At 72.3% G+C, this 26354-nt stretch carries 24 protein-coding genes; 15 read left to right on the top strand and 9 right to left on the bottom strand.

Annotated features, from left to right (window positions below; genetic code table 11):
- Nucleotides 1-97: 97 nt before the first annotated feature.
- Nucleotides 98-916: an SDR family oxidoreductase gene (locus tag OG310_RS34165; RefSeq protein ID WP_329459720.1), complete on the top strand. Its 819-nt coding sequence runs from the start codon at nt 98-100 to the stop codon at nt 914-916.
- 91 nt (nt 917-1007) lie between these two features.
- Nucleotides 1008-1367, top strand: a complete 360-nt coding sequence (locus OG310_RS34160) for a nuclear transport factor 2 family protein (RefSeq protein WP_329459719.1) — start codon at nt 1008-1010, stop codon at nt 1365-1367.
- A 28-nt stretch (nt 1368-1395) separates the two neighbouring features.
- Here the strand turns inward: OG310_RS34160 and OG310_RS34155 are convergent, their stop codons facing one another.
- From OG310_RS34155 to OG310_RS34145, 3 genes are all read right to left on the bottom strand, one after another.
- Nucleotides 1396-1737 (bottom strand): hypothetical protein, encoded by a 342-nt coding sequence (locus tag OG310_RS34155; protein WP_329459718.1) that lies wholly within the window; start codon nt 1735-1737, stop codon nt 1396-1398.
- A gap of 8 nt (nt 1738-1745) precedes the next feature.
- Nucleotides 1746-2051, bottom strand: a complete 306-nt coding sequence (locus OG310_RS34150) for a TMEM175 family protein (RefSeq protein WP_329459717.1) — start codon at nt 2049-2051, stop codon at nt 1746-1748.
- Nucleotides 2052-2167: 116 nt separating this feature from the next.
- Nucleotides 2168-2977, bottom strand: coding sequence for an HAD family acid phosphatase (locus OG310_RS34145; RefSeq protein ID WP_329459716.1), 810 nt, complete (start codon nt 2975-2977; stop codon nt 2168-2170).
- 304 nt (nt 2978-3281) lie between these two features.
- Between OG310_RS34145 and OG310_RS34140 the strand changes: the two genes are divergently transcribed.
- From OG310_RS34140 to OG310_RS34115, 6 genes are all read left to right on the top strand, one after another.
- Nucleotides 3282-4181, top strand: a complete 900-nt coding sequence (locus tag OG310_RS34140) for an alkaline phosphatase family protein (RefSeq protein ID WP_443078801.1) — start codon at nt 3282-3284, stop codon at nt 4179-4181.
- 1 nt (nt 4182) lies between these two features.
- Nucleotides 4183-5352, top strand: coding sequence for an MFS transporter (locus tag OG310_RS34135; RefSeq protein ID WP_329459715.1), 1170 nt, complete (start codon nt 4183-4185; stop codon nt 5350-5352).
- Entirely contained in the window at nt 5349-6401 is a 1053-nt protein-coding gene (locus tag OG310_RS34130; protein ID WP_329459714.1) for a TolB family protein, read from the top strand. Before OG310_RS34135 ends, OG310_RS34130 begins: the two co-directional genes overlap by 4 nt.
- A 126-nt stretch (nt 6402-6527) precedes the next feature.
- Nucleotides 6528-7265 carry a dienelactone hydrolase family protein gene (locus OG310_RS34125; protein ID WP_329459713.1) on the top strand — a complete coding sequence of 246 codons (738 nt, stop codon included), beginning with the start codon at nt 6528-6530 and terminating at the stop codon, nt 7263-7265.
- Nucleotides 7265-7552: a DUF6295 family protein gene (locus OG310_RS34120; RefSeq protein ID WP_329459712.1), complete on the top strand. Its 288-nt coding sequence runs from the start codon at nt 7265-7267 to the stop codon at nt 7550-7552. The genes OG310_RS34125 and OG310_RS34120 overlap by 1 nt, the downstream gene beginning before the upstream one ends.
- 231 nt (nt 7553-7783) lie before the next feature.
- Nucleotides 7784-9001: a macrolide family glycosyltransferase gene (locus OG310_RS34115; RefSeq protein WP_329459711.1), complete on the top strand. Its 1218-nt coding sequence runs from the start codon at nt 7784-7786 to the stop codon at nt 8999-9001.
- A 204-nt stretch (nt 9002-9205) separates the two neighbouring features.
- Here OG310_RS34115 and OG310_RS34110 read toward each other — a convergent pair whose 3' ends face one another.
- The 3 genes from OG310_RS34110 to OG310_RS34100 all read right to left on the bottom strand — a co-directional run bounded on the left by OG310_RS34110 (nt 9206) and on the right by OG310_RS34100 (nt 10539).
- Nucleotides 9206-9538: a DUF3618 domain-containing protein gene (locus OG310_RS34110; RefSeq protein WP_329459710.1), complete on the bottom strand. Its 333-nt coding sequence runs from the start codon at nt 9536-9538 to the stop codon at nt 9206-9208.
- Nucleotides 9535-9951, bottom strand: coding sequence for a phage holin family protein (locus OG310_RS34105; RefSeq protein ID WP_329459709.1), 417 nt, complete (start codon nt 9949-9951; stop codon nt 9535-9537). Before OG310_RS34105 ends, OG310_RS34110 begins: the two co-directional genes overlap by 4 nt.
- Nucleotides 9952-10038: 87 nt before the next feature.
- Nucleotides 10039-10539 carry a metallophosphoesterase family protein gene (locus OG310_RS34100; protein WP_329459708.1) on the bottom strand — a complete coding sequence of 167 codons (501 nt, stop codon included), beginning with the start codon at nt 10537-10539 and terminating at the stop codon, nt 10039-10041.
- 104 nt (nt 10540-10643) lie between these two features.
- Between OG310_RS34100 and OG310_RS34095 the strand changes: the two genes are divergently transcribed.
- The 5 genes from OG310_RS34095 to OG310_RS34075 all read left to right on the top strand — a co-directional run bounded on the left by OG310_RS34095 (nt 10644) and on the right by OG310_RS34075 (nt 17066).
- Entirely contained in the window at nt 10644-11582 is a 939-nt protein-coding gene (locus OG310_RS34095) for an acetamidase/formamidase family protein (RefSeq protein WP_329459707.1), read from the top strand.
- 203 nt (nt 11583-11785) lie between these two features.
- Nucleotides 11786-12511: a beta-glucanase gene (locus OG310_RS34090; RefSeq protein WP_329459706.1), complete on the top strand. Its 726-nt coding sequence runs from the start codon at nt 11786-11788 to the stop codon at nt 12509-12511.
- 56 nt (nt 12512-12567) lie between these two features.
- Nucleotides 12568-14229: an FAD-dependent oxidoreductase gene (locus OG310_RS34085; protein WP_329459705.1), complete on the top strand. Its 1662-nt coding sequence runs from the start codon at nt 12568-12570 to the stop codon at nt 14227-14229.
- Between the two features lie 14 nt (nt 14230-14243).
- Nucleotides 14244-15749, top strand: coding sequence for an ATP-binding protein (locus OG310_RS34080; RefSeq protein ID WP_329459704.1), 1506 nt, complete (start codon nt 14244-14246; stop codon nt 15747-15749).
- A gap of 207 nt (nt 15750-15956) precedes the next feature.
- Nucleotides 15957-17066, top strand: a complete 1110-nt coding sequence (locus OG310_RS34075; protein ID WP_329459703.1) for a tyrosine-protein phosphatase — start codon at nt 15957-15959, stop codon at nt 17064-17066.
- A 62-nt stretch (nt 17067-17128) separates the two neighbouring features.
- On the opposite strand, the gene OG310_RS34070 is transcribed toward OG310_RS34075, so the two are convergent.
- Entirely contained in the window at nt 17129-19027 is a 1899-nt protein-coding gene (locus OG310_RS34070) for a Na+/H+ antiporter NhaA (protein WP_329459702.1), read from the bottom strand.
- Between the two features lie 514 nt (nt 19028-19541).
- Nucleotides 19542-21569 carry a HelD family protein gene (locus tag OG310_RS34065; RefSeq protein WP_329459701.1) on the bottom strand — a complete coding sequence of 676 codons (2028 nt, stop codon included), beginning with the start codon at nt 21567-21569 and terminating at the stop codon, nt 19542-19544.
- Nucleotides 21570-22572: 1003 nt separating this feature from the next.
- On the opposite strand from OG310_RS34065, the gene OG310_RS34060 reads away from it, so the two are divergent.
- Nucleotides 22573-23937, top strand: coding sequence for a peptidoglycan-binding protein (locus OG310_RS34060; protein WP_329459700.1), 1365 nt, complete (start codon nt 22573-22575; stop codon nt 23935-23937).
- Between the two features lie 133 nt (nt 23938-24070).
- On the opposite strand, the gene OG310_RS34055 is transcribed toward OG310_RS34060, so the two are convergent.
- Nucleotides 24071-25042, bottom strand: a complete 972-nt coding sequence (locus OG310_RS34055) for an ArsR/SmtB family transcription factor (protein ID WP_329459699.1) — start codon at nt 25040-25042, stop codon at nt 24071-24073.
- Nucleotides 25043-25104: 62 nt separating this feature from the next.
- Between OG310_RS34055 and OG310_RS34050 the strand changes: the two genes are divergently transcribed.
- Nucleotides 25105-26343 (top strand): MFS transporter, encoded by a 1239-nt coding sequence (locus tag OG310_RS34050; RefSeq protein WP_329459698.1) that lies wholly within the window; start codon nt 25105-25107, stop codon nt 26341-26343.
- Nucleotides 26344-26354 lie beyond the last annotated feature (11 nt).

Below are 26354 nucleotides of genomic sequence, written 5' to 3'. Positions count from 1 at the left end.
CTCCAGAGTGTCTGCTAAAATCGAATTCACTCACTTCTATTTTAGCAGTAATAACGAGTGCGGTTCCGTATGCCCGCACTCCCCTTCGGAGCAGCTTATGACCTCCCCCTCGACCACCGTTCCCCTCAGTGAGTCCCTCCAGGGCCGCAGAGCCCTCGTCACCGGCGGCACCAAGGGCACCGGCGCGGCGATCGCGGCCCGCCTCGCGTACGCGGGCGCGACGGTCCTCGTCACGGCCCGCAACGCCCCGGTCCACGGGGACGGGACGACCGGCACTGGGCCGCGCGGCTTCATCGCCGCCGACATCTCCACCCCCGAGGGCACCGACACGGTCGTGCGCGAGGTGAGCGAGCGGCTCGGCGGCGCCGACATCGTCGTGCACACCGTCGGTGGCTCCCAAGCGCCCGCGGGCGGCTTCTCGGCCCTGGACGACGACACCTGGCACACCGAGCTCCACACCAACCTGCTGGGCGCCGTACGGCTCGATCGGGGGCTGCTGCCCGGCATGATCGAGCGGGGCGCCGGCGCCGTCGTACACGTCACGTCGATCCAGCGCACCATGCCGCTGTGGAACGGCACCCTCGGATACGCGGCGGCCAAGGCCGCGCTCACCACCTACAGCAAGGGCCTCGCCCGCCAGGTGGCGCCGCACGGCGTGCGGGTGAACACCGTCTCGCCCGGGTTCGTTCGTACACCCGCCGCGCAGGAACTGGTGGAGCGCATCGCCGAAGAGGCGGGCATCACCACCGAGGCCGCGCTCGGCAGACTGATGGACTCGCTCGGCGGAATCCCGGTGGGCCGCCCCAACGAGCCCGCGGAAGTGGCCGAACTGGTCGCCTTCCTCGTCTCCGACCGCGCGCGGACGATCAGCGGCGCGGAGCACGTCATCGACGGCGGCACGATCCCCACGGTCTGACGCCGGCACCCGGCAGCCGCCGACACCCGGGCACCGACACCCGGGCACCGACACCACCAGCACCAGCACCACAGACACAGACGGGAACCCCATGACCGACAGCGCGTTCCGGCCGATCGACGCCGCCCTGCTCCCCGACGCCGTCACCGCCTACCTGCGGGCCCATCAGGCCCGCGACACGGCCGCGTCCCTCGCCACCTTCACCCCGGACGCCGCGGTGACCGACGAGGGCAGGACACACGAGGGCATCACGGCGATCCAGTCCTGGCTGGAGCGTGCCGGGAGCCAGTACACGTACACGACGACGCTCACCGGCGCCTACCGGGCCGACGACGCGCACTATGTCGCGGACCATCGCCTGGAGGGCGACTTTCCGGGCGGCGTCGCCGATCTGCACTTCCGCTTCACGCTGCGCGACGGCTCCATCGAGCGGCTGGTCATCGAGCCCTGACCCTCCCCGTGCCCGTGCCGGCCGCGCGTCAGACCCGGATCAGGCCGCGGGCCCGCAGGAACCTGAGCACCGGCGACACCAGTACGAGCACGAGGAGGCTGTAGTACTGGAGGTGGGGCACCAGCAAGGCGATGACGAACGCCACGACCAGCGCGCAGACGTTGGCCAGGCCGGCGACGAGGAACGCGTCGAACTCGTCGGCCCCCGAGCTCAGCAGCTCCGGGTTGCGGCGCAGGATCTGGACCATGACGGTCGAACACACCATGGAGGCGACGACGTTGGCGTAGTACAGGGTGCCGGTGAAGCGGTCCTGCCCGAACTCCCCCACCATCTCCGTCGGGAAGGGAAGGACGTGATCGACAGCAGCCACCCCAGGTTTCACAGGACGAGTGCGTCGTTGTACGACTTCACCGTGGCGAACAACCGGTGGTGCACCAGCCACAGCCGGGCGATGACGAGGAAACTCAACGCGAAACTGCCGACCTGGTCGAGGTGGTCACCGATCACGTCCCGCGCGTGGACGTGATCGTGCGCCGCCTCGGGGACGATGTCGACGAGCGGCAGGATCAGCAGCGTGATGGCGATGGCCGCCACCGCGTCGGTGAACAGCATCAGCCGTTCGGCCGACCTGGCCTCGACGACCGCCTCCCCGGCGGGCTCCACCGGTTCCTCGCTGACACTCATCGCCGCACCTCGCACCTCGGGTCGCACCGCCTCGCGGGCGCCGGCCCGCACCCGCCGGCGGCGAAGCCCATGGCACCCCGCCGGCGGATGGCCGGGCGATCCCCGGCTTCAGCGTGTCACTCGACGAAGTAAGTGGGGTTCGGCAGTTTGTACGTGTGGTCGGCGTGCCCGCCCGTCAGGTCGGACTGCTGGTCACCGAAGTTGCCGATGATGTCGTAGCCACTCGCCTCCAAGTGCTGCCGGGTGCCTGCCTTGAACTGGACCGTCGTGCAGTTCCAGGCCGCGGCCGTGGCGCAGTCGGCCAGGTAGGCGGGCGGGGCGGTCTTGTCCTTCGTGAAGAAGTGGGTGCGGTCCAGGTCGGTGTCGTAGCCGTCCTTGCGCAGGTTCTGGACGGCCGGGTCGCGCAGGTTCTCGGCGAGTCCGGTGAGGAAGAAGACGGTGACGCCGTGCTTCTTGGCGTACGAGACGAGGCCGGGCATGCCGTAGACGGCCGGGCGGTCGGCCTTGGAGACGAAGGCGTTCCAGGTCGCGTCGGTGTAGACGTAGTTGGTGTCGCGCTCGTACGTGAAGCTGAGCAGCGCGGTGTCGTCGACGTCCAGGACGATCGCGGGCTTGCCGTGCCGGGCGCCGGTGTGGTGGCCGCCGGCGGTCTCCGCCGCGATGTCGTGTTCGGCGCGGGCCTCGATCGCGGCGAGGTCGTGCGCGTAGGGGCTGTCCGGCGAGGCCTGCCATGTGCCGTCGGCAGCCTGGGTGGCGCCGTAGTAGTCGTCTATCTGGCCGGTGAGCAGCCCGATGTTCTCCGGCTCGGAGCCCGGGTGCCCGTGGCTTCCGGTGTCGGCGCCGGCGACGCCGGTTCCGTAGAGGATGCCGGCGGTCAGCGCCCCGGTGGCGAGGGCGGCGGCGGCCACCTGGTGGAACGTTCGCATGAAGACGCTTCTCCCGTCTCGAAGACATGTCATGTTCATCTTGTGTCTACGCGCATCACACCACAGGTTCACCAAGCGCGGGGCGGTGACGGAGGATTGACCACAGGGACACCCTCCGCACGCCGTACCCCGCACCCGCACCCGCACCCGCACGAACCTCGCCGCTCCCGCGGCCCCCGGACCGCGACCCCCGCCGACCACCAGCCGTTCCCGAGGACTTCACCTGAATCCCCGCGTGACGTGCACGCGTCACGTTCTACTCTCGCGGTGCACGTCCCCCCGTCCCCCGTACCGGAGGTACGCCGTGTCCGGCTCCCCCGCTCGACGGTTCCTCTCCCGCCCCGCCCGTACCGCCGCCGCCTCGCTGACCTGCCTCGCAGCGGCGGGCGCCGGGCTGTGGGCCGCCCTCGGCGGCGCACCGGCCGCCCAGGCGGCGGGCAGCGTCCCCACACCCGACCACGTGGTCGTGGTCGTCATGGAGAACCACGCCTACAGCCAGATCATCGGCAGTTCCAGCGCGCCGTACATCAACTCCCTCAAGTCCGGCGGCGCGGACCTCGCGTCGTCGTACGCCATCACCCACCCGAGCCAGCCCAACTACTTCGCGCTGTTCTCCGGCTCGACCCAGGGCGTCACGGACGACAGCTGCTACACGCCCGGCTTCTCCTCGGCGGCGAACCTCGGCTCCGAACTGGCCTCGGCGGGCAAGTCGTTCGCGAGCTACAACGAGACCCTGCCGAGCGCCGGCTCCACCACGTGCAGCAGTGGCAAGTACGCCCGCAAGCACAACCCGTGGTTCGGCTTCAGGAACGTGCCGACCTCGACGGCCCACACCTTCGCCCAGTTCCCGACCGACTTCACCCAGCTGCCGCAGGTCTCGTTCGTGACGCCGAACCTGTGCAGCGACATGCACGACTGCTCCGTCGCCACCGGCGACACCTGGCTGCAGAACAACCTGGGCGCGTACGCGACCTGGGCCAAGACGCACCACAGCCTGCTCCTCGTCACCTTCGACGAGGACAACTCGCTGTCCGGCAACAAGATCACCACCGTCCTGTACGGGCAGCCCGTCAAGCCCGGTTCGTCGTCCTCGGCGAAGTACACGCACTACAACGTGCTGCGCACGATCGAGGACATGTACGGGACCGGCCACGCCGGTCAGGCCGCGGGTGCCACCGACATCTCCGGCATCTGGACGTCCTGACGTGTACGTAGCCGACAGTCGCGGCACACCGCCCGCGTCGGCGGCGCCCGCCCGGATCCGTTCCGGGCGGCGCGCGGCCGTCGCGCCCACGGTCCTCGCACTCGGTTCTGTCAGCCTCGTCACCGACATCTCCTCGGAGATGGTCACCGCGGTCCTGCCGCTGTACCTGGTGACCGGGCTCGGCCTGTCACCGCTCGGCTTCGGCCTGCTCGACGGGGTGTACAACGGCTTCAGCGCGCTCGTCCGGCTCGTCGGCGGGCATCTCGCCGACCGGGGCGGCCGGTACAAGGCGGTCGCCGTGTTCGGCTACGGCCTCTCCGCACTGTGCAAGCCCCTTCTGCTGCTGGTGGGTTCCCTGCCGCTGATCGGCGCGGTGCTCGCCGCCGACCGTACGGGCAAGGGCCTGCGCACCGCGCCGCGCGACGCGATGATCTCGCTGGCATGCGAACCCGCCACGCGTGGCCGCGCGTTCGGGGTGCACCGGGCGATGGACACGGCGGGTGCCCTGCTCGGGCCGCTGGCCGCGTTCCTGATCCTGCGGTTCGCCGTGGACGGTTACGACGCCGTGTTCACGGTGAGTTTCTGCGTGGCGATCGTCGGTGTGCTGGTGCTGGTCCTGTTCGTGCCTGGCCGGACGCTCGGCGCACGTGGCGGCGGGACGGCGAAGGCAACCGCGTCCGGGGCCGGCGCCCTCGCGTCCCCCACTCCCGCTCCCCCGGCCCCCGCCGACGCCGTCTCGCTGCGGGCCGCGCTCCGGCTGCTGCGCCGGCGGGACGTGCGGCGGCTCACCGTCTGCGCGCTGCTGCTGGGTCTCGCCACCGTCAGCGACTCGTTCGTCTACCTGCTCCTTCAGCACCGGCTGGGCGTCTCGGACCGCTGGTTCGCGCTGCTGCCGCTGGGCACCGCCGCGGCGTTCCTGCTGCTCGCCGTCCCGCTCGGCCGGCTCGCGGACCGGATCGGCCGCTGGCAGGTCTTCCTCGGCGGGCATCTCGCGCTGCTCGCCGCCTACGGTGTCATCCTCTCGTCCTGGCACTCTGTCGCGCTGCCGTACGTGGTGCTCGCCCTGCACGGCTGCTTCTACGCGGCGACGGACGGCGTGCTGATGGCCGCGGCCTTCGCGCTGCGCCCCGCCACGATCGCGCCCCAGGCCGCCGGGGGCGATGCCCGATGACCGGGGCCGAGGCGGGCGCGGGAGCGCCGGCCGTACGCGGCAAGGTGCTGATCCTGGTGGCGGCGGTGGTCGTGCTGTCGCTGGTGGCCGGGGCCGCCGTGCTGCACGCGGGCCACCGGGCCGCCGTCAAGGACCGTACGCAGGCCGGGGGTCCCCCGGTGGCGGCGGGCCCGGTGACGCTGGGGCCCGCCGCGGCCGGGCGCGTCGTCTTCCGCAACATGGCCTACGGCCCGCACCGGGACGAACTGAGCAGCGTGCCGGCGGCCACCCCGGGCGGAAAGAGGACCGCGTCCGGGATGCGGTGCCTGCGCTTCTACGCGGCGGGCGGCACCGGCATCTGCCTGCAGGCGGTGCACGGCCCGCTGAGCGACAGCTACCGCGCGGTCGTCCTGGACAGTGCGCTGAGGGAGCGTGCCCGCTACCCGCTGCCCGGCATCCCGACCCGCGCGCGGGTGTCACCGAGCGGGCACCTCCTCGCGTGGACCGTGTTCGTCGGCGGCGACTCGTACGCGGGATCGGACTTCTCGACCCGCACCGGCATCCTCGACACCCGTACCGGCGCTCTCGACGCGTCACTCGAGTCGTACCGTGCCGTCAGGGACGGGCAGCCGGTGCACGCCTCCGACATCAACTACTGGGGTGTCACCTTCGCCGACGACCGGCACTTCTACGCGACCATGGGGACCGGCGGCCGGACGTACCTGGTGCGCGGCGACATCGCGGCCCGCACCGTCACCACGGTGCGCACGAACGTCGAATGCCCCTCCCTTTCCCCCGACGGCACCCGCATCGCCTTCAAGAAGCGCGTACCCGGGCTGCCGGCCGACGCGCCGTGGCGGCTGTACGTACTGGATCTGCGGACCGGGCGCGAGAGGGCGCTGGCGGAACCGCGCAGCGTCGACGACCAGGTCGTGTGGCCGGACGACCACACCGTCGTGTACGCAATGCCGAGCGACTACGGATCCGACCTCTACACGCTGCCCGCCGACGGCACGGGCGCCCCCAGGCGCCTGATGACGGCGGCCCTGGCCCCCGCCTACCTGCGCTGACGCCGCTTCACGCCGCCGCGCGGGGGGAGCGAGGAGCGGCCCGCTCGGGGGCGGACGGGGCGGTGGCCGCCCGACGGGGCAGGAGGCTTAGTGTACGAGCCAGCAATCCGCGCTGAAGGGACCCAGATGTACGACGCAGTGCTGGCCGAGACCATCACCATCACCGGTCACGGCGGAGACGCCATCGAGGCGTACTCCGCGCGCCCAATGGCCGCGGGGCCGCTCGGCGGTGTCGTGGTGATCCACCACATGCCCGGCTACGACGCCCCCAGCAAGGAGATCGTCCGGCGTTTCGCGGCCGAGGGCTACGCGGCGGTCTGCCCCAACCTCTACAGCCGCGAGGCCCCCGGCGCGGAGCCCGACGACGCGGCCGCCGCGGCGCGCGCCGCGGGCGGCGTGCCGGACGAGCGTCTCGTCGGCGATGTCGCCGGTGCCGCCGCGTACCTGCGGGGCCTGCCCTCGTCCAACGGCAAGGTCGGCACGATCGGTTACTGCTCCGGCGGCCGCCAGTCGTTCCTGGCGCTCGCGAGCCTCGACCTCCAGGCGGGCGTCGACTGCTACGGCGCGTTCGTCACCGGCACGCCCCCGGAGGGCTTCCCGCTCCAGGTGTCGCCGCTCAAGGACCGCGTCAAGGATCTGCGCGGCCCGCTGCTCGGCCTGTTCGGCAACGACGACCAGTACCCGTCGCCGGAGCACGTCGACGAGCTGGAGCAGGAGCTCAAGGCGCAGGGCAAGCCCTACGAGTTCCACCGCTACGACGACGCCGGCCACGCGTTCTTCGCCGTGGACCGGCCGAGCTACCGGCCCGCTGCCGTCGTCGACGGCTGGCAGAAGATCCTCCGTTTCTACGGGGAGCACCTCTGATGTGCACCTACCTCACCGAGAAGTTCGCGCTGGACGGCAGCGGCAAGGGAGCCGGCGGCTACTTCACGCTGACCGACGCGATGGTCTACGTCGACCACCCGCAGCACGCCCCCCACGAACACACCGTCAACATCGACTTCCTCAACCCCTCGCAGGGCCCTTCGTCGCGTGTGGCGGTGGAGCTGACCGAGGAGTCGGCGCTGGCCCTGATCGACGCGATCCGCTCCGCACTGGCCGCGGCCCCTCCAGGGCTGACGTCCACCGCTCCGGCGAGGACGGCGGCCTGACAACAGCCGAAGGGCACGTCGACCGGGCCCACGGCGGCCCGGTCCTGACCGCCTGACCGGCCGAGTGGTGACGCTCGTCGGCCGGATCCAGGGCCGCCGCGCCACCTCGGCCGGCCGGCGAGGTGCGGACGGCCGCCACCGTCCGTGCCCGCGCCCGCCGCCCGGCACGACCCTGCTCCGGGCGGGATATTCGCTCGTGCGCCGGCGTCCTCCTCGCCTAGGGTCGGGCGCATGACCTCCGTACCCGAGCGCGGTCCGGCGCACATCGCCATGTTCTCCACCGCGTTGCACGGCCATGTGAACCCCAACCTCGGTGTCGTCAGGGAGCTGGTGGCCCGCGGCCACCGGGTCAGTTACGCGGTACCGCCGTCGTTCACCGGCGTGGTCGCCGAGACGGGGGCGCGGCCCGTCCCGTACAGCTCCGTGCTGCCGGCCGACGGCGATCAGGACGCGTGGGGTACGGAGCTGGTCGACCACCTCGAACCGTTCCTCACCGACGCCATCCAGGCGCTTCCGCAGCTCGCCGGCGCCTTCGAGAACGACCGGCCCGACCTCGTCCTGTACGACATCACGTCCTATCCGGCGCGCGTGCTCGCGCACCGCTGGGGCGTGCCGGTCATCCAGCTCTCGCCGGCCATGGTGGCGTGGCGGGGCTACGAGGAGGAAGTCGGCCGGGCGGTGTTCGAGCCGATGAAACAGACCGTGCGCGGCAAGGAGTTCTACGGCACGTTCGCCCGGTGGATCGCCGAGAACGGCATGGACATCGCCGTCGAGGACTTCATGGGCCGGCCGGACCGGTGCCTCGTGCTCATCCCCGGGGTGCTCCAGCCGAACGTGGACCGGGTGGACACCCCGGTGTACACGTTCGTCGGCTCGTGCCAGGGCGAGCGCGCGGAGCAGGGGGTGTGGTCGCGCCCCCCGGGCGCGGAGCGGGTGCTGCTCGTTTCGCTGGGTTCGACGTTCACCAAGCAGCCCGCCTTCTACCGCGCCTGCGTCGAAGCCTTCGGCAACCTTCCCGGCTGGCACGTCGTGCTCCAGATCGGACGGCACGTCGACGCGGCGGTACTCGGCGACGTCCCCGCGAACGTCGACGTGCGCACCTGGGTACCGCAGTTGTCGGTGCTGCGGCAGGCGGACGCGTTCATCACCCACGCGGGCGCGGGCGGCGCCCAGGAGGGCCTCGCCACCGGGACTCCGATGGTGGCCGTCCCGCAGGCGGTGGACCAGTTCGGTAACGCGGACACGCTGGTCGCGCTCGGGGTCGCCCGCCGCCTCGACACTCCGGACGCGACGCCTGACGCGCTGCGCGACGCGGTGCTCTCGCTCGTCGGGGACCCGGAAGTGGCCCGCAGGCTGCGGGAGATCGGCGCCGCCATGGCAGCGGAAGGCGGCGCGCCGAGGGCCGCGGACCTGATCGAGGCGGAACTCCTCGCACGCGCCTCGGACTGACACCGGGCGCACCGAGGGCCTGTCGATCCCTCTGCCTCGGTCCTTGCCTCCGCGAGCGCCAGCGGGGCTTGTGGCAAGGCCCCGCAGCGCGAAACCGCGGTCGGACTCGTCCTCTCCCGACCGCGGTTTCGCCGCCTGGGGTTCACCCCGCCGGCCTGCGGCGGCTCTTGAGGACGGGGAGCCGCACCGCGCCCCCGAACGGCCTCACTTGCCCTTTCTGCGGGCCCGGCGGACGGCGAGGGCCGCGACGAGGACGGCACCCGCGCCCGCCGCCAGCACCGGTGTGCGGTTGCGACGGGCAAGGCTCCTCGCCTGCTGCGCCTTCTCGCGCAGCGGTTCGGGCGTGCTGTCCTGCACACGGCCCTTGAGAGCGGCGGCCTTCTCCTTGGCCCGCGCCACGACATCGGTCTTCGCCGCGAGCGCCTCCACGGTGGAGCCGAGCCTCGCCCGCGTATCTTCGACCTCGGCACGCAGTTCGTCCATGCTCTCGGCCGTCTCCGCGCCGCTCGTGACGTCGTCGTGGGCCTCGTCGGTCATCGGTGTGCCCTCTCCTTGATCTCGGCCACATCGCTGCGTACACCGTCGATCGCCTGCTCCGGTGCCGGCGGGGCCGCCTTGCCGAACTCCTTGCGCCCCAGCATCGCCAGCACAGCCGCGAGCGCGAGCAGTACCCCGCCCACGATCAGCGCCGACCCCCACAGGGGCAGCGCGAGTGCGAGTCCGGCGACGGCCGCGGCGACCAGGGCCGCGAGCGCGAGGAAGCCGACGACGGCGGCCGAGCCGAAGAGGCCACCGCCACGGCCGTACCTCTTGCCCTTCACCCGCATCTCGGCCTGGGCGAGCCGCAGTTCCTGCCGTACGAGCTGGGAGAGATCCTCGGAGGCGTCCTTGACCAGGGCCCCCACCGAGTCGGAGCCGCGGGCGGCCGGCCGGTCGAAGGTCTGGGTCACCGTCCTCACCTGCCTTTCCGTGCTGTTCGGTCCGTTCCGTTTCGTGCTTCTTGTACGTCGCCTACCCGGGGATCGACGGTGCATCCGTCAGCGTGGCGGCAGCCGGTGAAACACGACCTCGCTCAGCCGGCCGCCCGTCACCTCGGCGGTGACGTAGGTGCAATGGGGCTGACGCCTGCGGTCGGTGGGCGAGCCCGGGTTCAGCAGCCGCAGCCCGCCGGGTGCCGTGGTGTCCCACGGAATGTGGCTGTGACCGAAGACGAGGACGTCGATGCCGGGGAACCGCTCGGCGCACCGTCGTTCGCGGCCCTGCGCGGGGCCCGTCTCATGGACGACGGCGAACCGCAGGCCCCCGAGATCCGCGGACGCCACCTCGGGCAGCCGCGCCCGCAGCCCCGGCCCGTCGTTGTTGCCGTACACGCCGACGAGCCGGCGGGCACGCGCCTCGAACAGGTCCAGTGCCGGCTCGTCCACCCAGTCGCCCGCGTGGACGACGACGTCGGCGGCGGCGATCGCGTCGAGGAGTTCGCCCGGCAGCACCTTGGCCCGCTTGGGGAGATGGGTGTCGGACGTCAGCAGGATGCGCATGCGGCCCAGGCTAGTGACCGGGACGGCGGACATGGGGCCGCGCGCGCCGCGCCGGGGCGTGCCCGTAGCGTCCGTCGTACGAGCGGCCGAACCCAAGGAGCACCGTGGCACAGCACCAACTCGAATCCGCACCCACCACCGTCACCAACGTCTTCTCCCGCGACACGCCTCCCGTCCTGACCGTAGAGCCGGGCGACACCCTCGTCGTCCACACCCTCGACTGCTCGGGCCACCTGGAGCGGCTGCGGTCACCGGGCGAGACCCGTCCCCGCATGTTCGACTCGAAGCCGGGCCACTGCCTCGTCGGTCCCGTCGCCGTACGCGGCGCCGTACCCGGTGCGACGCTCGCCGTCCAGTTGGCCGAGCTCCATCCCGACGCGTGGGGCTTCACCGCCGCCAACTCCCGGGACACACCCCTCAACCGCCGCCTGGGCCTCACCGGCGCCGGGCCCGCCCATCTGCTGTGGGACATCGACGAGGAGGCCGGCACGGCCACCGAACAGCACGGTCACACCGTGCCCCTCGCCCCCTTCCTCGGTGTCGTCGGGCTGCCGCCGGCCGAACCGGGCGAGCATCCCACCGGACCTCCCCGGGCCGAGGGCGGCGGCAACATCGACTGCCGTGAACTGGTGGCGGGTTCGACGCTGTACCTGCCCGTGACGGTCCCCGGGGCCCTTCTGTGCGTGGGGGACGGGCACGCGGCGCAGGGGGACGGCGAGGTCTCCGGCACGGCGATCGAGTGCGGCATGACGACCACGCTCCGCCTCGACCTGATCGAGGAGAAGCCTCCCGTGCCGGGCATCCACGCCGTCACTCCCGCGGGGCGCGTCACCTTCGGTTTCGACGCGGACCTGAACGAGGCGTCCGCCCAGGCCCTCGACGCCATGCTGGTCTGGCTCGGCGCCCTGTACGGCCTCGACAGGCCCACGGCGCTCGCACTCGCCAGCACCGTCGTCGACCTGCGGGTGACGCAGATCGCGAACGGCGTCTGGGGTGTGCACGCGCTGCTCCCCGACGGCGCCCTGACCACGCGGACCGCATAGCTGCCGGCGTGCGGGCCCGGCACGGCCGGGAAACGGCCGGGCCCGCTGCCACCGGGAGGGGCCCGTCCCGTGCCGCGGGCCCGGTGCGGGCCCCGCCGCCGCTCACGCACGGTGTCGCGGCCACGGCGTCGCACGTGCGTGCGCGGGGTGCTCGCTCCGGCGTTTCCCGCGCGGGCGGGGACCGGAATCCCTAGGGTGCCGGGATGTCCGTGAAGCAGTGGTTCGCGTCGTTGTTCCCTTCTCAGCGCTCCCGCCCGTATCCGCCCGGTCCCGGAGCCCTCCCTCCCCTGGCCTTCGAGGCCGATTTCTCGTCGGCGGAGCAGTGGGTGGAGGGGCGGTCCTGGAGCTATCCGGACGGCGGTCCCGTCAACCCCGGCGACAACAAGCTCGACCACCTGGTGACTGATCCCGCCTTCTGCCGGACCGGGGTCTTCCGCGCGGAGCGCCGCCCGGACGGGCTGTGGAACACCGGTCTGCTCACCACCGAGGGCAGCGAGGAGGGGTTCATGGTGCGCACAGGGGACGTGCTGGAGGTACGGGCCCGGCTGTCCGAGGGGATCGGGGCCTGGCCCGCGGTGTGGACGTGGCGGGACGGCGGCAACGAGGTCGACGTATTCGAGTACCACCCGGACAACCCGGATCTGCTGGAGCTGTCGAACCACGTCGGCGGCGGGTCGTACGACCACCGGGACCCGGCGCTGCGGCCCGGGGCATGGGTCTCCGTGCGGACCGAGTTCGGCGCGCGCTCGGTCGTGTGGTGGGTCAACGGCAGGCGGGTCTTCGCGGACGGGCGCGGCGTGGGGCGCGGCTGGGAGGCGTACCTGATCGTGAACCTGTCCGTGTCCGCGGGCCGCTACCACCCCGCGCCGGAGCGGTCACAGTCCGCACTCAGCTTCGAAGTCGGGCGGCTACGGGTACACCGTCCCTAGACTGGGACACGAAGCGGTGTCCGACGACCATCGGGAGCAGTCCGGATGATGGCGCCATGACGAATCCGACGATCTTGACCGTGGATGACGACCCCACGGTATCCCGCGCCGTGGCCAGGGACATCCGGCGCCGGTACGGCGACCGGTACCGGGTGGTACGCGCGGTGTCCGGCCAGGAGGCGCTGGAGGCGCTGAGCGAGATCAAGCTGCGCGGCGACCAGCTGGCCGTGATGCTCGCCGACTACCGGATGCCGCGGATGAACGGCATCGAGTTCCTTGAGCGGGCCATGGACCTGTTCCCCCTGGCCCGCCGGGTGCTGCTGACCGCGTACGCGGACACGGACGCGGCGATCGACGCGATCAACGTCGTCGATCTCGACCACTACCTGCTCAAGCCGTGGAACCCGCCGGAGCAGAACCTCTACCCGGTGATCGACACCCTGCTGGAGGCGTGGCTGGCGACGCCCGATCCGGCGAGCGCCATGACGCGGGTGGTCGGCCACCGGTGGTCGCGCCCGTCGTACGCGGCCCGCGACTTCCTGGCCCGCAACCTCGTGCCGTACCAGTGGCTGCCGGTGGACGAGCCGGAGGGCGAGCGGCTGCTCGCCGCCGCCGGCCTGGACACCGAGGCGCGGCTGCCGCTGGTCGTACTGGCGGACGGCAGCTCGCTGGTGGCGCCCACGGAGAGTGAACTCGCCGCGCACGTCGGCCTGTCCACGACCCCCGCGTCCGACTTCTACGACCTGGTCGTCATCGGCGCCGGGCCCGCGGGGCTGGGCGCCGCCGTCTACGGCGCGTCGGAGGGCCTGAACACGGTGCTGGTGGAGCGCGAGGCGACCGGCGGACAGGCCGGCCAGTCGAGCCGCATCGAGAACTACCTGGGGTTCCCCGACGGCGTCTCGGGCTCCCAGCTCACCGACCGGGCGCGGCGGCAGGCGCTCAAGTTCGGCGCGGAGATCCTCAGCGCCCGGGAGGTGGTGTCGCTGGAGGCGGCGGGTTCCGCGCGGGTCCTGCACCTCGGCAGCGGCGAGACGATCGGCGCGCACACCGTCGTCCTCGCCACGGGCGTCTCCTACCGGCGCCTGCCCGCCCCCGGCCTGGAGGAGTTCACGGGCGCCGGCGTCTACTACGGCTCGGCCGTCACCGAGGCCCAGGGATGCGAGGGCGCGGAGGTGTACGTGGTCGGCGGCGCCAACTCGGCGGGGCAGGCCGCGGTGTACTTCTCGCGCTACGCGAGCCGGGTGCACATGCTGGTGCGCTCGGGCGACCTGACGCGTTCCATGTCGAGCTACCTGATCGACCAGATCGCGGCGATCGACAACATCGTGGTCCATCCGTACACCGAGGTGGCCGACGCCAAGGGCGACCACCATCTCCAGCAGCTCACCCTGCGGGACGTGCGCTCCGGTACGACGGACACGGTCGACGCCTCATGGCTGTTCGTGTTCATCGGCGCGGCGCCGCGCACGAAGTGGCTCGACGGGGTGCTGGCCCGCGACCCGGGCGGGTTCGTGGTCACGGGCCCCGATCTGGTGGCGGGCGGGAAGCGGATCGCGGGCTGGTCCCTGCCGCGTGACCCCTACCACCTGGAATCCAGTGTGCCCGGTGTGTTCGCGGCGGGGGACGTGCGGGCCGCGTCCGTCAAGCGCGTGGCGTCGGCCGTCGGCGAGGGCGCGATGGCGGTATCGCTGGCGCATCGTTATCTGGAGGCACAGTGAGCGCGGCGGACGGCATGACTCCACAGGAACTGCGCGGGCTCTTCCTCTTCGAGAAGCTGGACGAGAAACAGCTCGGCTGGCTCTCCGAGCGGGGCCGGCTGGAACAGCGCACGGCGGGCAGCTTCGTGTACCGCGAGGGCGAGCCGGCCACCTGCTTCTACGTCCTGCTCAGCGGCACGGTCGCGCTGAGCCGGGAGATGCACGGCGACGACGTCGAGACGTCGAGGACCGAGCAGCGGGGCGTGTACGCGGGCTCCACGCAGGCCTACCTCGGGGACCGGGTCGACCAGACGTACAAGAACTCGCTGAGGGCGATCAGCGACAGCGAGTTCTTCGTGCTGGCCGCCGACGAGTTCGCCACGGCCGTCCGTACGTGGTTCCCGATGGCTCTGCACCTGCTGGAGGGGCTGTTCTTCGGCTACCGGGCCGCGAACTCACTGGTGAACGAGCGGGAGCGGCTGCTGGCGCTCGGGTCGCTGTCCGCCGGCCTGACGCATGAGCTGAACAACCCGGCGGCGGCGGCCGTGCGCGCGACGGAAGCGCTGCGCGACCGGGTGGCGGGCATGCGGCACAAGCTGGCGCTGATCGCCGACGGGCGGCTCGACGGCAGCCGGCTCCACCAGCTCGTCGAACTGCAGGACACCGCGGTGAAACAGGCGGCGTCCGCGCCGTCGCTGTCCGCCCTGGAGACGTCGGACGCGGAGGACGTGCTGTCGGACTGGCTCGACGAGCGCGGTGTGGTCAACCCGTGGGACATCGCTCCGACGCTGGTCGCGGGCGGTGTCGGGGTGCCGTGGCTGGAAACGGTGGCGGACACCGTCGGCGACACGTATCTCGACTCGGCGGTGCGCTGGCTCGCGTACGCGATCGACACCGAGCTGCTGATGGGCGAGATCGACGACGCGGTCACCAGGGTCTCCGACCTGGTGGGAGCGGCGAAGAAGTACTCGCAGCTCGACCGGGCGCCGCAGCAGACGGTCGACGTGCACGAGCTGCTCGAAGCGACGCTGACGATGCTGCGCGCGAAGATCCCGACCGGCATCAGGATCGTCAAGGACTACGACAGGACACTGCCCGAGGTCCCCGCGTACGGCGCCGAACTGAACCAGGTGTGGACGAACCTCATCGACAACGCCGTGGACGCGATGGGCACCACCGGCACGCTCTCCATCCGCACCTGGGGCGACGACAACAACCATCTGCTGGTGGGAATCGGCGACACGGGCACGGGCATCGCGCCGGAGATCAGGCCGCGCATCTTCGAGCCGTTCTTCACGACGAAGGGCGTCGGCGAGGGCACCGGCCTCGGCCTGGACATCTCGTACCGCATCGTGGTCAACAAGCACCACGGCGACATCAGGGTCGAGTCCCGGCCCGGCGACACGCAGTTCATCGTGTGCCTGCCGATGACGCAGGAGGAGGAGCCGGGGCCGGAAGGCCCCGAGGGGGCCGATGCCTCGCCGGGCTCGTCAGCTGCGCAGGACAACGCTCCGACCGGCCCCCGGCCGGGTACCCCGTAGCCCAGGCCGGGCACCTCGGCCACGGCGTGGCCGAGGTCGCGGACGAGCGGCTGCTCCGAGCCGGGCGGCGGGCCGAGCGTACGTCCGCCCCTGGTGCGCCCGAGGTGCGCACAGGAAGGGTGACGGCAGCCCGCCGTGTTGCCGCAGGCCGCCGGCCGTTAACGGAGTGGTCACCTCCAGATCCTCTTCGGGCGCGACGATCTCGCCATGACTCCTCGCATGACCCATGTCAGATGGGCTTCCTGCGCCGTGGCAGCGGCCGCCGTGCTCACGAGCGTGACGGCTCAGACCGCCGGCGCGGCCCCGGCCTCCCACTCGTCCCACTCGTCCCACCCCTCCGGCTCGCAGCGGACCTCCCCGCGCATCCCCTTCACCGCTGCCGAGGTCACGGCGCAGGAGAACGGCTCGTACAAGATCACCTGGAAGGCGCCGGGTGTGCGGCACGTCGCCATCCGCGCCAACGGCCGGACCGTCGCCTCCGGCGGTTCGACCGGTTCCGTCACGGTCAGGGGCCTGCCCGCCACCCTCGACCGGCAGTGGTTCGACCTCGTACCCGACAGGGGCGGCAAACTCCACCTGGCCGACCGTCTGGTGAAGCTCGACGGGACGGACAACTTCCGTGACGCGGGCGGTTACCGCACCGCCGACGGCCACTGGGTGAAGATGGGCGTCGTATACCGTTCGAACGCCCTGAACAACCTCACGGACGCCGACATCGCCAAGCTCAAGCGCCTCGGCATCTCCGTCGACTACGACCTGCGCATGACCTCGGAGCGGACCGCTGGACCGGACCGCCTGCCCCGAGGGGTGCGCTATGTGGTCGCCAACGTCACCGGCGACTCCACCAGCACGACCGATCTGCCCACAACGGTCGAGGGCGCCGAGCAGTTGATGACCGACGGCGAGAAGTCGATGGTCAGCTCGGCGACCGCCAAGGACGCCTACTCCACGGTCTTCAACGGGATCCTCGCGGACGCCGACGGCTCGCTGTACCACTGCACCGCCGGAAAGGACCGTACGGGCTGGGCGAGCGCCGTCCTGCTCACCGCGCTGGGTGTGCCCCGCGAGACGGTCTTCGAGGACTACCTCGCGTCCAACACGTACCGTGCGGCGGCCAACGCTGCGGCCCTGGCAGCGATGCCGGCCGCCCAGGCCGCCGTGTACAAGCCGCTCCTGGACGTGCGAGCGGAGTACCTGAACTCCGGTTTCGACGAGGTGAAGGACCAGTACGGCTCCTTCGCCTCGTACGAGAAGAAGGCGCTCGGTCTCGACGCCAAGGACATCAAGCGGCTCAAGTCCGAGTTGCTGACCGGCTGACGGGTGTGACGGCGCCGAAGGGGCGGCCGGCATGAGGCCTTCGCCCCTTCCCCGGACCCGGGTCAGCCGGGCGCGCCCAGGGCGGCGCGCACGCGGGCGGTCCGGACAGCCGTCGACAGGTGGTCGATGTCGTAGGCCCCGGTGTGGCGGCGGCCGTTGACGAAGAAGGTCGGTGTTCCCGAGACGCCGCTCTGGTCGGCGGACTCGACGTCGTCCGCCACGCGGGACGCGCCCGCGTGGTGGCGGAGATGGCGGCCGAAGCGTTCCATGTCGAGGCCGAGCTGCTGCGCGTAACCGCGCAGGTCCTCCACCCGCAGCGCCCCCTGGTGGTCCAGCAGCAGGTCGTGCATCTCCCAGAAACGGCCCTGCTCGGCTGCCGCCTCGGACGCCTCGGCGGCGATCTGCGCCCGCGGGTGCACATCGGTGAGCGGGAGGTGGCGCCACACGTAGCGCACGTCGTCGCCGAACTCCTTGAGCAGCGCGCGGATCGCCGATTCGGCGCGGCCGCAGTACGGGCATTCGAAGTCGCCGTACTCGACGACGGTCACCGGGGCGTCGTGCGGGCCGCGCACCTTGTCCCGCTCGGGGTCGACGGGCACCGCGAGATCCACAATGGTCTCGGCGGTCCCCAGCAGGGCCCGGCCGCGCAGCGGCTTCGGGAGGCGGCCGATGACCGCGGTGACCGTCCAGGTGAGGACGAACGCACCGATCATGGCGGTCAGGATGCCGATCTTGGCCTCGGCCAGCCGCTGCCCGTGGAAGGCCAGCGTCGCGATCAGCAGCGACACGGTGAAGCCGACACCCGCGACGGTGCCGCCCGCGGCGACCGCGCCCCAGCCGACCGGTGGGCGCACCTTCCCGCGGGTGACGGTGGAGGTGACCAGCGAGGAGCCCAGGATCGCGATCGGCTTGCCGAGCACGAGGCCGCCGAGGATGCCCCAGGTCACCGTCGAGGAGAAGGCGCGCGAGAGCTCGCCCGAGCTGAACTCGATGCCCGCGTTGGCGAGGGCGAACACCGGGACGATGACGTAGCTCGTCCAGGGGTGGAACGCGCGCTGGAGCCGCTCGTTCGGGGAGATGGCGGAGGCGAGTCCGCGGCGCGCGGTGCGCTCCAGTTCGGGGGTGGGCTGCTCGCGGAACCTGCGGAAGAGACCGCTCGCCCGTTCCAGGTCGCCGCGCGCGGCCGGGTAGGCGTACGTCAGCAGTCCCATCACGAGACCGGTGACGACGGGATCGATGCCCGACTTCTGCAGGGCGACCCAGATGGCCAGGGCGAGTACCGCGTAGACGGCGCCCTGGTGCATTCCGAGCGCCCGGATCACCAGGACCGCGACCAGGATGCCGACGGCGGTCAGCAAGGCGGGCACGACGACGGTCCCGCTGTACGCGAAGGCGATGACGGCGAGGGCGACGAAGTCGTCGACCACGGCGACCGACAGCACGAACGTGCGCAGCCCGGCGGGCAGCCGCCGTCGCCCGAGCAGGGCGAGCATGCCGAGCGCGAAGGCGGTGTCGGTCGACATCGCGGCGCCCCAGCCGTGTTCGGTGCCGTGCCCCGCGTTGACGGCCACGAAGATCAGTACGGGCACGCAGAGCCCGCACGCCCCCGCGATCAGCGGCAGCGCCACGCGGCGCCGGTCGCGCAGTTCGCCCATGTCGAACTCGCGGCGGGCCTCCAGGCCGACGACGAAGAAGAACATCGCCATCAGCCCGCTGTTGACCCAGCCGCGCAGGTCGAGGGAGACATCCATGCTCCCGAGTCGCACGGACAGCGTGGTGCGCCAGACCATCTCGTACGCGCCGAAGCCCGTATTGGCCCAGATGAGTGCGGCGACGACCCCGGCCAGCAGGACGGCGGCACTGCCCGTCTCGGTGCGGAGGAAGTCGCGCCAAGGAGATCGGACGCGGGAGTTGCATTCCGTCCGGCCGGTGTACGCGTCGCCTGTCGCGGATTCCGTCACCTGGCAATTCTGCCTCGTCCGTCCCCTCCGCACCGCATCGACCTGCGCCACGGGGCCGCGTCGTCCACACGGTCGACCGCCTGCCGAGGGTTTCCGGCGCGGGCGTGACCGGCGCGTGTACGAGGACGGCGCCGCGAGGACGGACGAGGGGGAGCGCCGGGGCAAGGCCATGAGCCGCCATTACTTGATCTTGATGTCCGACCGGGGCCGGCCGTCACCCGTTCGGCCGAGGGTCGTTGGTGCTGACACTGCCGATCCCCGGGCCTGGGGCGGGACGTGGGACGTCGATCGAACGGACCGCGTACCCGCGCTTCAAGCGGCAGATCAGCGCTGACCACCGCTGATCACCGGGCGCGAGCCGCAGCGGAGGGGATCTCGACGTCGTCGGCCCGGACCAGGCCGCGTGATGCCGGGTGCGGCCACGAGCGGTCAGGCGGCGGGCTGCCCCGTGCGCGCGAGCCGGTGTCCGCACCGGGCCGGGTGCGGCCGCGGCGACGACGTGGGCGCCGCGTCGTCAGGCGGGCTGCAAGGTGACGGTGCAAAGGCGCTTGGTGGCCCGGGTCAGGGCCACGTACAAATCCCTTTCCCCACCGGGGCGGGCCGTGATGATTTCCTCGGGGTTCATGACGACGACCCCGTCGAATTCCAGGCCGCGCGCTTCGGACGCCGGCACGATGCGTGCGTGGTGGGCGATGCCCTGGGCCGTCAGATCGCTCACCCTGGTGTCCGCGCAGATCACTCCCAGAAACTCGCCCGGGTGCGCGGCGCTCTGGGCGCGGAGTTCCTGAACGACGGCGGTGACCGACCCGTCCGGAGGTGCGGTCACGGTGCGAGGCGTCTCACCGCTTCGCAGGGACCGGGTGGGCTTCTGGTCCGGCGCGATCCGCGTGAGCAGGTCCCGGACGCTCTCAAGGATCTCCTGCGTGGTGCGGTAGCTGACGGTCAGGTTGTGCAGTGCGAACCGCGGCCCGACGTGGGGGCTCAGTGCTTCCTTCCAGTCGCGTGCTGTCGCGACCGGGCCTGCCTGGGCGAAGTCACCCACCAGTGTCATCGCCCTCGCCGGACAGCGGCGGACGATCATCCGCCACTGCATGGCGGTCAGTTCCTGCGCCTCGTCGACGACGACGTGCCCGTACGTCCGCCCGGGAGGGCCGTCGACCAGGCTCGCCGCCTCGTCCAGCAACGGCACATCGGCATCGGTGAACGGGTCGCCAGGACCGCGCAGCAGAAGGGACCGCTCCTGCGCGGTCAGCCGGGGCAGGCGCTCCGCGAGAGCGGCGGCGTTCGTCAGGAGCGCCTTCACGAGGTCACCGGGTACCAGCCGCGGCCACAACACCTCGACCGCTCGCTCGACACCGGCGTCGTCGAGGAGATCGGCTCGGATGGCGTCCAGGTCGAGCTCGTGGACCGGACCCGAGTCGGCCGCACCTTCGGCACGGCGCTGGGCGGCTCCCGTGAACCGGTCGAGGTCCAGGCCCGTCATCCTCTCGGTATCGGCGTCGATCTGCTCCAGGAGGTCGCCCATGTCCCGTTGCATCGCGTCGGTGACGGCGTCGACCAAGAGCTCCCTGAACACCTGGCGCGCGGGGTTGTGCCCCGGTGCGGCTGCCACTGCGGCGTCGCGTGCCGTGGCGACCTCCTCGCCGGACAGGTGCACCACTTCCCGTCCGACCCGCACGGTGAAGTCACCGCAGGGGGCTTGGTGGACGCGCAGCAGACCGGCCAAGGCGTCGGCGAGGTCGGAGCCGCCCTTGAGACGCGCCGTCTCGACCGGGTCCACCGCGTCCGTGGACACTGCGGCCAGTTCCCGGCAGGTCGCCAGAACGACGTCGTTCTCCCCGAGCGAGGGAAGGACCTGGGAGATGTAGTCGAGGAACCGGGCGGTCGGGCCCACCACCAGGACTCCCTCCTCCGCGGCGCGCGGGAACGCGTACAGGACGTAGGCCGCCCGGTGCAGGGCGACCACCGTCTTGCCGGTGCCGGGCCCGCCCTGCACCACGGTCACCCCGCGGTGGGTGGAGCGGACGATCTCGTCCTGCTCCGCCTGCAGCGTCGCGACGGCCGCGTGCATCCTGCCCGTGCGCCGTGCCGACAGAGCCTCCGTCAACGGGCCGTCCCCCACGACGTCCTCGTCGGTCGGAGCGGTCCCGTCCAGCAGTTCGTCGCTCACCGAGACGACCGTGCGCTCCTGGAGGCGCAGGTGCCGGCGCCTCCGCAGATCCATCGGATGGACCGGTGTCGCTTCGTAGAAGGGCCGCGCCGCGTTCGCACGCCAGTCCACGAGCAGAGGAAGGTCATCCTCCTCCGTATGCAGTCCGATCCGCCCGATGCGCAGGACCGTGCCGTCCGTCCCGTCGATGCGCCCGAAGACCAGCCCCTTTTCGGCCCCCTCCAGCCGGCCGATTTCCTTGGCCAGATTCTCGGCGGCGATTTCTCTCTCATATGCCTCGCCGGCGCTTTCCGCCGGGACCTTCAGCACACTCGCCCGGTGTACTCGCGTCTCGGAAAGCCGCTCGGACAGCAACTCATACAAGGAGGACACATAATCCCGCTCCGATTCAACCGCACGAACAATGGGATCATTCATTTCCGACAACAGGGGCTCCTTCGATTCGAGCCACACCATACGGCCAAAGTTCCCCAAAGGTAAGTCTTGACTTACCTGTTGAAGCCATGTCTCCGACACAGAATCCACGACGGCCGACCGTATTACGCGTCCCGCAATTCGCCCTATCGCTCATTGCGCTCCCGCTGTCCGTGCGCCTTATGGGCGAGCGCGCGCCTGGAAACCGGCGGTGATGTGCCGCGCTCGGGAAAAGGGGGGAGTTCCGGTGAGGCGACCGGCGCCATCGAGCTCACTGCCAGGCCCGAATGCGACCACCGCAACAGGGAGCGGCCTGGCCGGCCTGGTCCCGGAGCGGGTGTCGGCCGGTCAGCAAGCGAGCGACCAGCAGTCGACCGACCGCCAGAACCTGGTGCCGGCGAGGCCGGGATCGAGGCCCTGGTCGTCTTCGAGGAGCAGGCCGGGACCTTGAGCCGCCTTCACCCACCATGGGTCAGGCCATCACCGTACGACGCGGCCTGGGCCTCACCCCGCGCCTCGCAGCCGTCCTCGCGGCCCACCGGCGGCTCCTCTGCCTCTGCCAGGTCCTCGACGGCACCACGGCGCTCCCGGCCCGGCGCGGGCCCCGCCGCGCCTGCGAGAACCGCGTCAACGCTCTCCCGACTGCCGGCCCGCGTCGAGCCGACCGGCCACCACACCCCCAAGATGCACAACCGGCGGCTTCTGGGCTTACGTTGGCGGCGCCCCGAGGAGGGGCCTCGGGGCGGATGACGGGCCGCGGGGACGAGGGCGGTCGGCCCCGGAGGGGTGCGGCCGCACCGAGGTGAGACGCGGAGCCGACGCAACTGGCGGAATTTTTTTGCCCTTTCGGGCCGCACTTGCCCTCTTATGGCCGAATGACGCTGCCGCCGCACGCGGCACAATCGCAGCGCATACCCCATGCGGCCCTGCGTCACACACCGCATCCACGAAGGGAACGTCGGTGAAGTCAGAACCCTGCCCCCGCTGTTTCGCCCCCGCGGGCGAGGACGGCAGCCCGGACTGCGCCTGCGCGGTCACCGTGGAGGCGCGCCGTGTCGCCGCCGCGGCCTCGGACGGGGAGACCGGCCCCGGGGGCGGAGCCGCTGACCAGGGCGTCCGGGACGCCAGTACGGACGGCACGCGTGGCACGGACGGCACGGGCGGCTCGGACGGCACGGGCGGCACGGAAACCGGGAAGCCCGGCCACGCCGCCGCTCGCGGCTCCACCTCCGCCACTGCCTCCGCCGCCACTGCCCCTGCCACTGCTTCCGACGCATCCGAGGCCTCCGGTGCGCCCGGGCCGACGACGGATCAGAACCCGGCCAGGGATGTCGCGACGGCGGCGGACGACTCCGGATCGGGCGACGTGGCCGGGCCCGGTGCCGGGCGACGCGCCGCGGAAGAACCCCCTATCACCGCCGCTTCCGGGGCGGGAGCCTCCAAGAAGGGCACGAGCACGGCCGAGGCCGGGGCGGTGGGTGAAGCGCCGGCGCAGGAGAGCACTGCTCCGACGGCCCTGGAGAGCACCGCTCCGACACAGGCCGACCGGGCTCCCGGTGCCTCGGCCCCCGCGGACGAGGGGACGACGGGCGAGGGGACGACGGGCGAGGCGGCCGGTCCCCTCGCGGGCTCCGTGATCGACGCCGGCGGCTCCGCCGCGACCGGCGCCGAGCCGGACGGACCCGGACGCCGCAAGAGGAAGGGCCTGCTCATCGCGGTCGCGGCGGGCGTGGTCGTCGCGGCGGTCGCGGTCGGGGCCGGCACCGGCGTGTTCGGGGGCGACGACTCGAAGGCCTCGGCCGGCACGGGGTCCTCGACGTCGGACGCCGCGCTGCCCGGCGGTCAGGACGGCGCGCGGAGATCGGGCGCCGCCGCGAGTGCCGGTGCGTCGCAGCAGGCGTCGGCCCCGTCGGCGACGCCTTCGTCGAAGGGGGCGGAGAAGAAGGCCGCGGCAGGAGCGGCCGGCAGTCCCTCGGCGTCCGCCTCGGGCGGCGTGGCGCGGCGGAGCGCGGACACGGGCTCCTCTCCCTCGGCGACCGGGGAGGGTTCCGCGCCGGCCGCCGGTTCGCCCTCGGGCGCCGCGAGCACGCCCGGCGGGCCGGCGATCCTGCAGGAGGGCGACAGCGGTCCCCAGGTGGTGGATTTGCAGAAGCGGCTCGGCCAACTGCTGCTGGTCTATCTGGGCGCGCCCGACGGTCAGTACGACGCGGGCGTGAAGGACGCCGTCGCGCGCTACCAGGACGCGCACGGCATCACGGGCGACCCCTCCGGTGTGTACGGCGCCGCGACCCGCGAGGACCTGGAGTCGCGTACGCACGCTCCCTGACCCGGCACGGGGACGCCCGGCACGGGGACGCCCGGCACGGGGACGCCCGGCACGGCTTCGCTCCCGGAGTCCCCGTGTCGCGGGATCGGACGACGGGACGGCGTGCTGCCCCCAGGCGGCCGCGTGGTCCCGGTCAGTCCGGGAACCGCGTCCCGACCAGCCCGTCCCCGGCGGCCGTGCGGTAGTAGAGCACCGATCTGCCTGCCCGGCGCCGCCGTACCAGGCCCGCCTCCAGCAGGATTTTGAGATGACGGCCGACTGAGCCGAGGCCCTGTCCGGTCAACGCGACAAGGTGCGTGGTGCTCTTGGGGTCGTCCAGCAGCACCAGGACAGCGGCGCGCGCCGGGCCCAGGAGCCTGCCGAGCGCGCCCGGCACCCGCGGCCCCGCGGGTTCCGCGAGCGCGCCGGTGCAGGGGTGGACCAGGGCGAACCGGTCGGTCGTCCACGACACCCACCCCCTTCGGGGTGTGACCGGCACGAACAGCAGGGCACCGCGGGCCGTGCGGGGCGGGAAGTCCCGTTCGTTGATCTGCAGCCGTCCCTCCCCCAGCCACCGCGTTCCGGGCCGCAGGTCGTCCAGCACGGCGGACCACCCGGCCGTGCCGAGCCGCCCCGCCCTGGCGACGACGTCCGCCTCCAGGGCGCGCCGCCGCACCGGCCAGTACGGCTCCACGGCGTGGGACCACACCCATTCCAGCAGGCCCGCGAGCCGCTCCGCCGCATCCGGTACACGCAGTCGCCGGGGCAGCGGGCGGCCGTGGCAGACCGTGAGGTCCGTGTGGGCGCGCAGCGCGGAGGTGGCGCGTACCGGGGCGAGTTCGTCGCGGAAGCCACGCGGCCCGTCGGGTCCCGGTTCGGGTACGGGGGTGAGGAAGCCGGCGTTCCAGGAACCGGCGAGCCCGATCCGTACCAGGGCCGCCGTCACGGGGTCCGCGGCCAGGAACCCCCGGTAGGCGCGCAGGTGATGTCCGAGCCAGCGGTGCTCGCCCGGATGGGCCGCCGTACCCGCCTCCAGGGTCTGCACGCAGGCGAGCGTCTCGGCGAGCGGTGAGAGCACGAAGCGGCTGCTCGCCAGGGTGTCGGTGTCCACCAGCCACAAGCCCATGTCGTTTCGCCTCCGCGCGAAACATTAACGGGCGACCCGGGCCACCCGTGAGACTCCCGGCCATGCGCACCTACCACGAGCTCTTCCGTACGGCCGAGTTCACGGCTCTCTTCGCCTCCTCCGGGGCGCAGGTCGCGGGCCAGACGGTGAGCGGCCTGGCCCTCGGCACGCTGGTGTTCGGTGCGACGGGGTCGCCGCTGCTGTCGTCGCTGGCGATGTTCGGCACCTCGTTCGCCCAGGTGGTCGGCGCGCTCGCCCTGCTGTCCGCCGCGGACCGGCTGCCCGCGCGGGCGGCGCTGACCTGTACGTCGGCGGTGTTCGGCGTCGGCACGGCGGTGCTCGCGCTGCCGGGGCTGCCGTTGTGGGCGCTGTTCGCGGTGCTGGCCGTGCTGGGGCTCGCCTCGTCGTTGAGCGGCGGGGTGCGGTACGGACTGCTGGGCGAGGTGCTGCCCGCGCCGGGCTACATCCTCGGCAGGTCGGTCCTGAACATGGCCGCGGGCACCACCCAGGTCGTGGGCTACGCGGTGGGCGGTGCGCTGGTGGCACTCGTGTCCCCGCGCGGCACGCTCCTGGTGGCGGCCGGGCTCTACCTGCTGGCGTCGGGCGCCGCGCGGTGGGGGCTCACCAGCAGACCGGCGCGGGCGGCCGGCCGCCCCTCGGTGTCCGCGACCTGGCGCACCGACGTGCTGCTGTGGTCCTCGGCGCACCGCCGCCGCGTCTACCTCGCGCTGTGGGTGCCCAACGGTCTGATCGTCGGGTGCGAGGCGCTGTTCGTCCCGTACGCGGGGCACCGGGCGGCGCTGCTGTTCGCGACGGCGGCGGTCGGGATGCTCGCGGGAGACACGCTGGCGGGTCGCTTCGTCCCGCCGCGGTGGCGGGCACGCTCCGGTGCGCCGCTGCGCCTGGTACTCGCGGTGCCCTACCTGGTCTTCGCCGTGGGGCCGCCGCTCGCGGTGGCGGCCGGGGCCGTGCTGTTCGCCTCGGTGGGGTACGCGGCGAGTCTGCTGCTCCAGGAGCAGTTGGTCGCGCTCACACCGCGGAGCGTGCGGGGACATGCCCTCGGGCTGCACTCGTCGGGGATGCTGACGGCACAGGGCCTGGGCGCCGCGCTGGCCGGGGCGGTGGCGGAGCGCACGTCGGTGCCGGCCGCCATGGCCACGCTCGCGGCACTGTCCGTGGCCGTGACGCTGGCGCTGGCGCCGGGGCTGGCCAGGGCGCGCAGGGCGGCCGCGGCGCTGCAGGAAGGGGAGGCACAGGACGGGGCCGCAGGGGACGCGGGGGCCGCTGCCCCCGCCGCGTGACGGCGGCGGGG

Origin of the sequence: Streptomyces sp. NBC_01497 (assembly GCF_036250695.1) — a bacterium.
GTDB lineage: Bacteria > Actinomycetota > Actinomycetes > Streptomycetales > Streptomycetaceae > Streptomyces.
The sequence above is the reverse complement of the archived record's forward strand: the minus strand, read 5'-3'. Positions and strand labels throughout refer to the sequence as shown.

What these genes read in the sequence shown, in the direction of transcription:
- OG310_RS34120 (WP_329459712.1), top strand. Translation starts at nt 7,265, where the DNA reads ATGTGCACCTACCTCACCGAGAAGTTCGCGCTGGACGGCAGCGGCAAG.
- OG310_RS34160 (WP_329459719.1), top strand. Translation starts at nt 1,008, where the DNA reads ATGACCGACAGCGCGTTCCGGCCGATCGACGCCGCCCTGCTCCCCGAC.
- OG310_RS34150 (WP_329459717.1), bottom strand. Translation starts at nt 2,051, where the DNA reads ATGAGTGTCAGCGAGGAACCGGTGGAGCCCGCCGGGGAGGCGGTCGTC.
- OG310_RS34130 (WP_329459714.1), top strand. Translation starts at nt 5,349, where the DNA reads ATGACCGGGGCCGAGGCGGGCGCGGGAGCGCCGGCCGTACGCGGCAAG.
- OG310_RS34100 (WP_329459708.1), bottom strand. Translation starts at nt 10,539, where the DNA reads ATGCGCATCCTGCTGACGTCCGACACCCATCTCCCCAAGCGGGCCAAG.
- OG310_RS34115 (WP_329459711.1), top strand. Translation starts at nt 7,784, where the DNA reads ATGACCTCCGTACCCGAGCGCGGTCCGGCGCACATCGCCATGTTCTCC.
- OG310_RS34145 (WP_329459716.1), bottom strand. Translation starts at nt 2,977, where the DNA reads ATGCGAACGTTCCACCAGGTGGCCGCCGCCGCCCTCGCCACCGGGGCG.
- OG310_RS34050 (WP_329459698.1), top strand. Translation starts at nt 25,105, where the DNA reads ATGCGCACCTACCACGAGCTCTTCCGTACGGCCGAGTTCACGGCTCTC.
- OG310_RS34165 (WP_329459720.1), top strand. Translation starts at nt 98, where the DNA reads ATGACCTCCCCCTCGACCACCGTTCCCCTCAGTGAGTCCCTCCAGGGC.
- OG310_RS34090 (WP_329459706.1), top strand. Translation starts at nt 11,786, where the DNA reads ATGTCCGTGAAGCAGTGGTTCGCGTCGTTGTTCCCTTCTCAGCGCTCC.
- OG310_RS34075 (WP_329459703.1), top strand. Translation starts at nt 15,957, where the DNA reads ATGACTCCTCGCATGACCCATGTCAGATGGGCTTCCTGCGCCGTGGCA.
- OG310_RS34080 (WP_329459704.1), top strand. Translation starts at nt 14,244, where the DNA reads ATGACTCCACAGGAACTGCGCGGGCTCTTCCTCTTCGAGAAGCTGGAC.
- OG310_RS34125 (WP_329459713.1), top strand. Translation starts at nt 6,528, where the DNA reads ATGTACGACGCAGTGCTGGCCGAGACCATCACCATCACCGGTCACGGC.
- OG310_RS34110 (WP_329459710.1), bottom strand. Translation starts at nt 9,538, where the DNA reads ATGACCGACGAGGCCCACGACGACGTCACGAGCGGCGCGGAGACGGCC.
- OG310_RS34055 (WP_329459699.1), bottom strand. Translation starts at nt 25,042, where the DNA reads ATGGGCTTGTGGCTGGTGGACACCGACACCCTGGCGAGCAGCCGCTTC.
- OG310_RS34085 (WP_329459705.1), top strand. Translation starts at nt 12,568, where the DNA reads ATGACGAATCCGACGATCTTGACCGTGGATGACGACCCCACGGTATCC.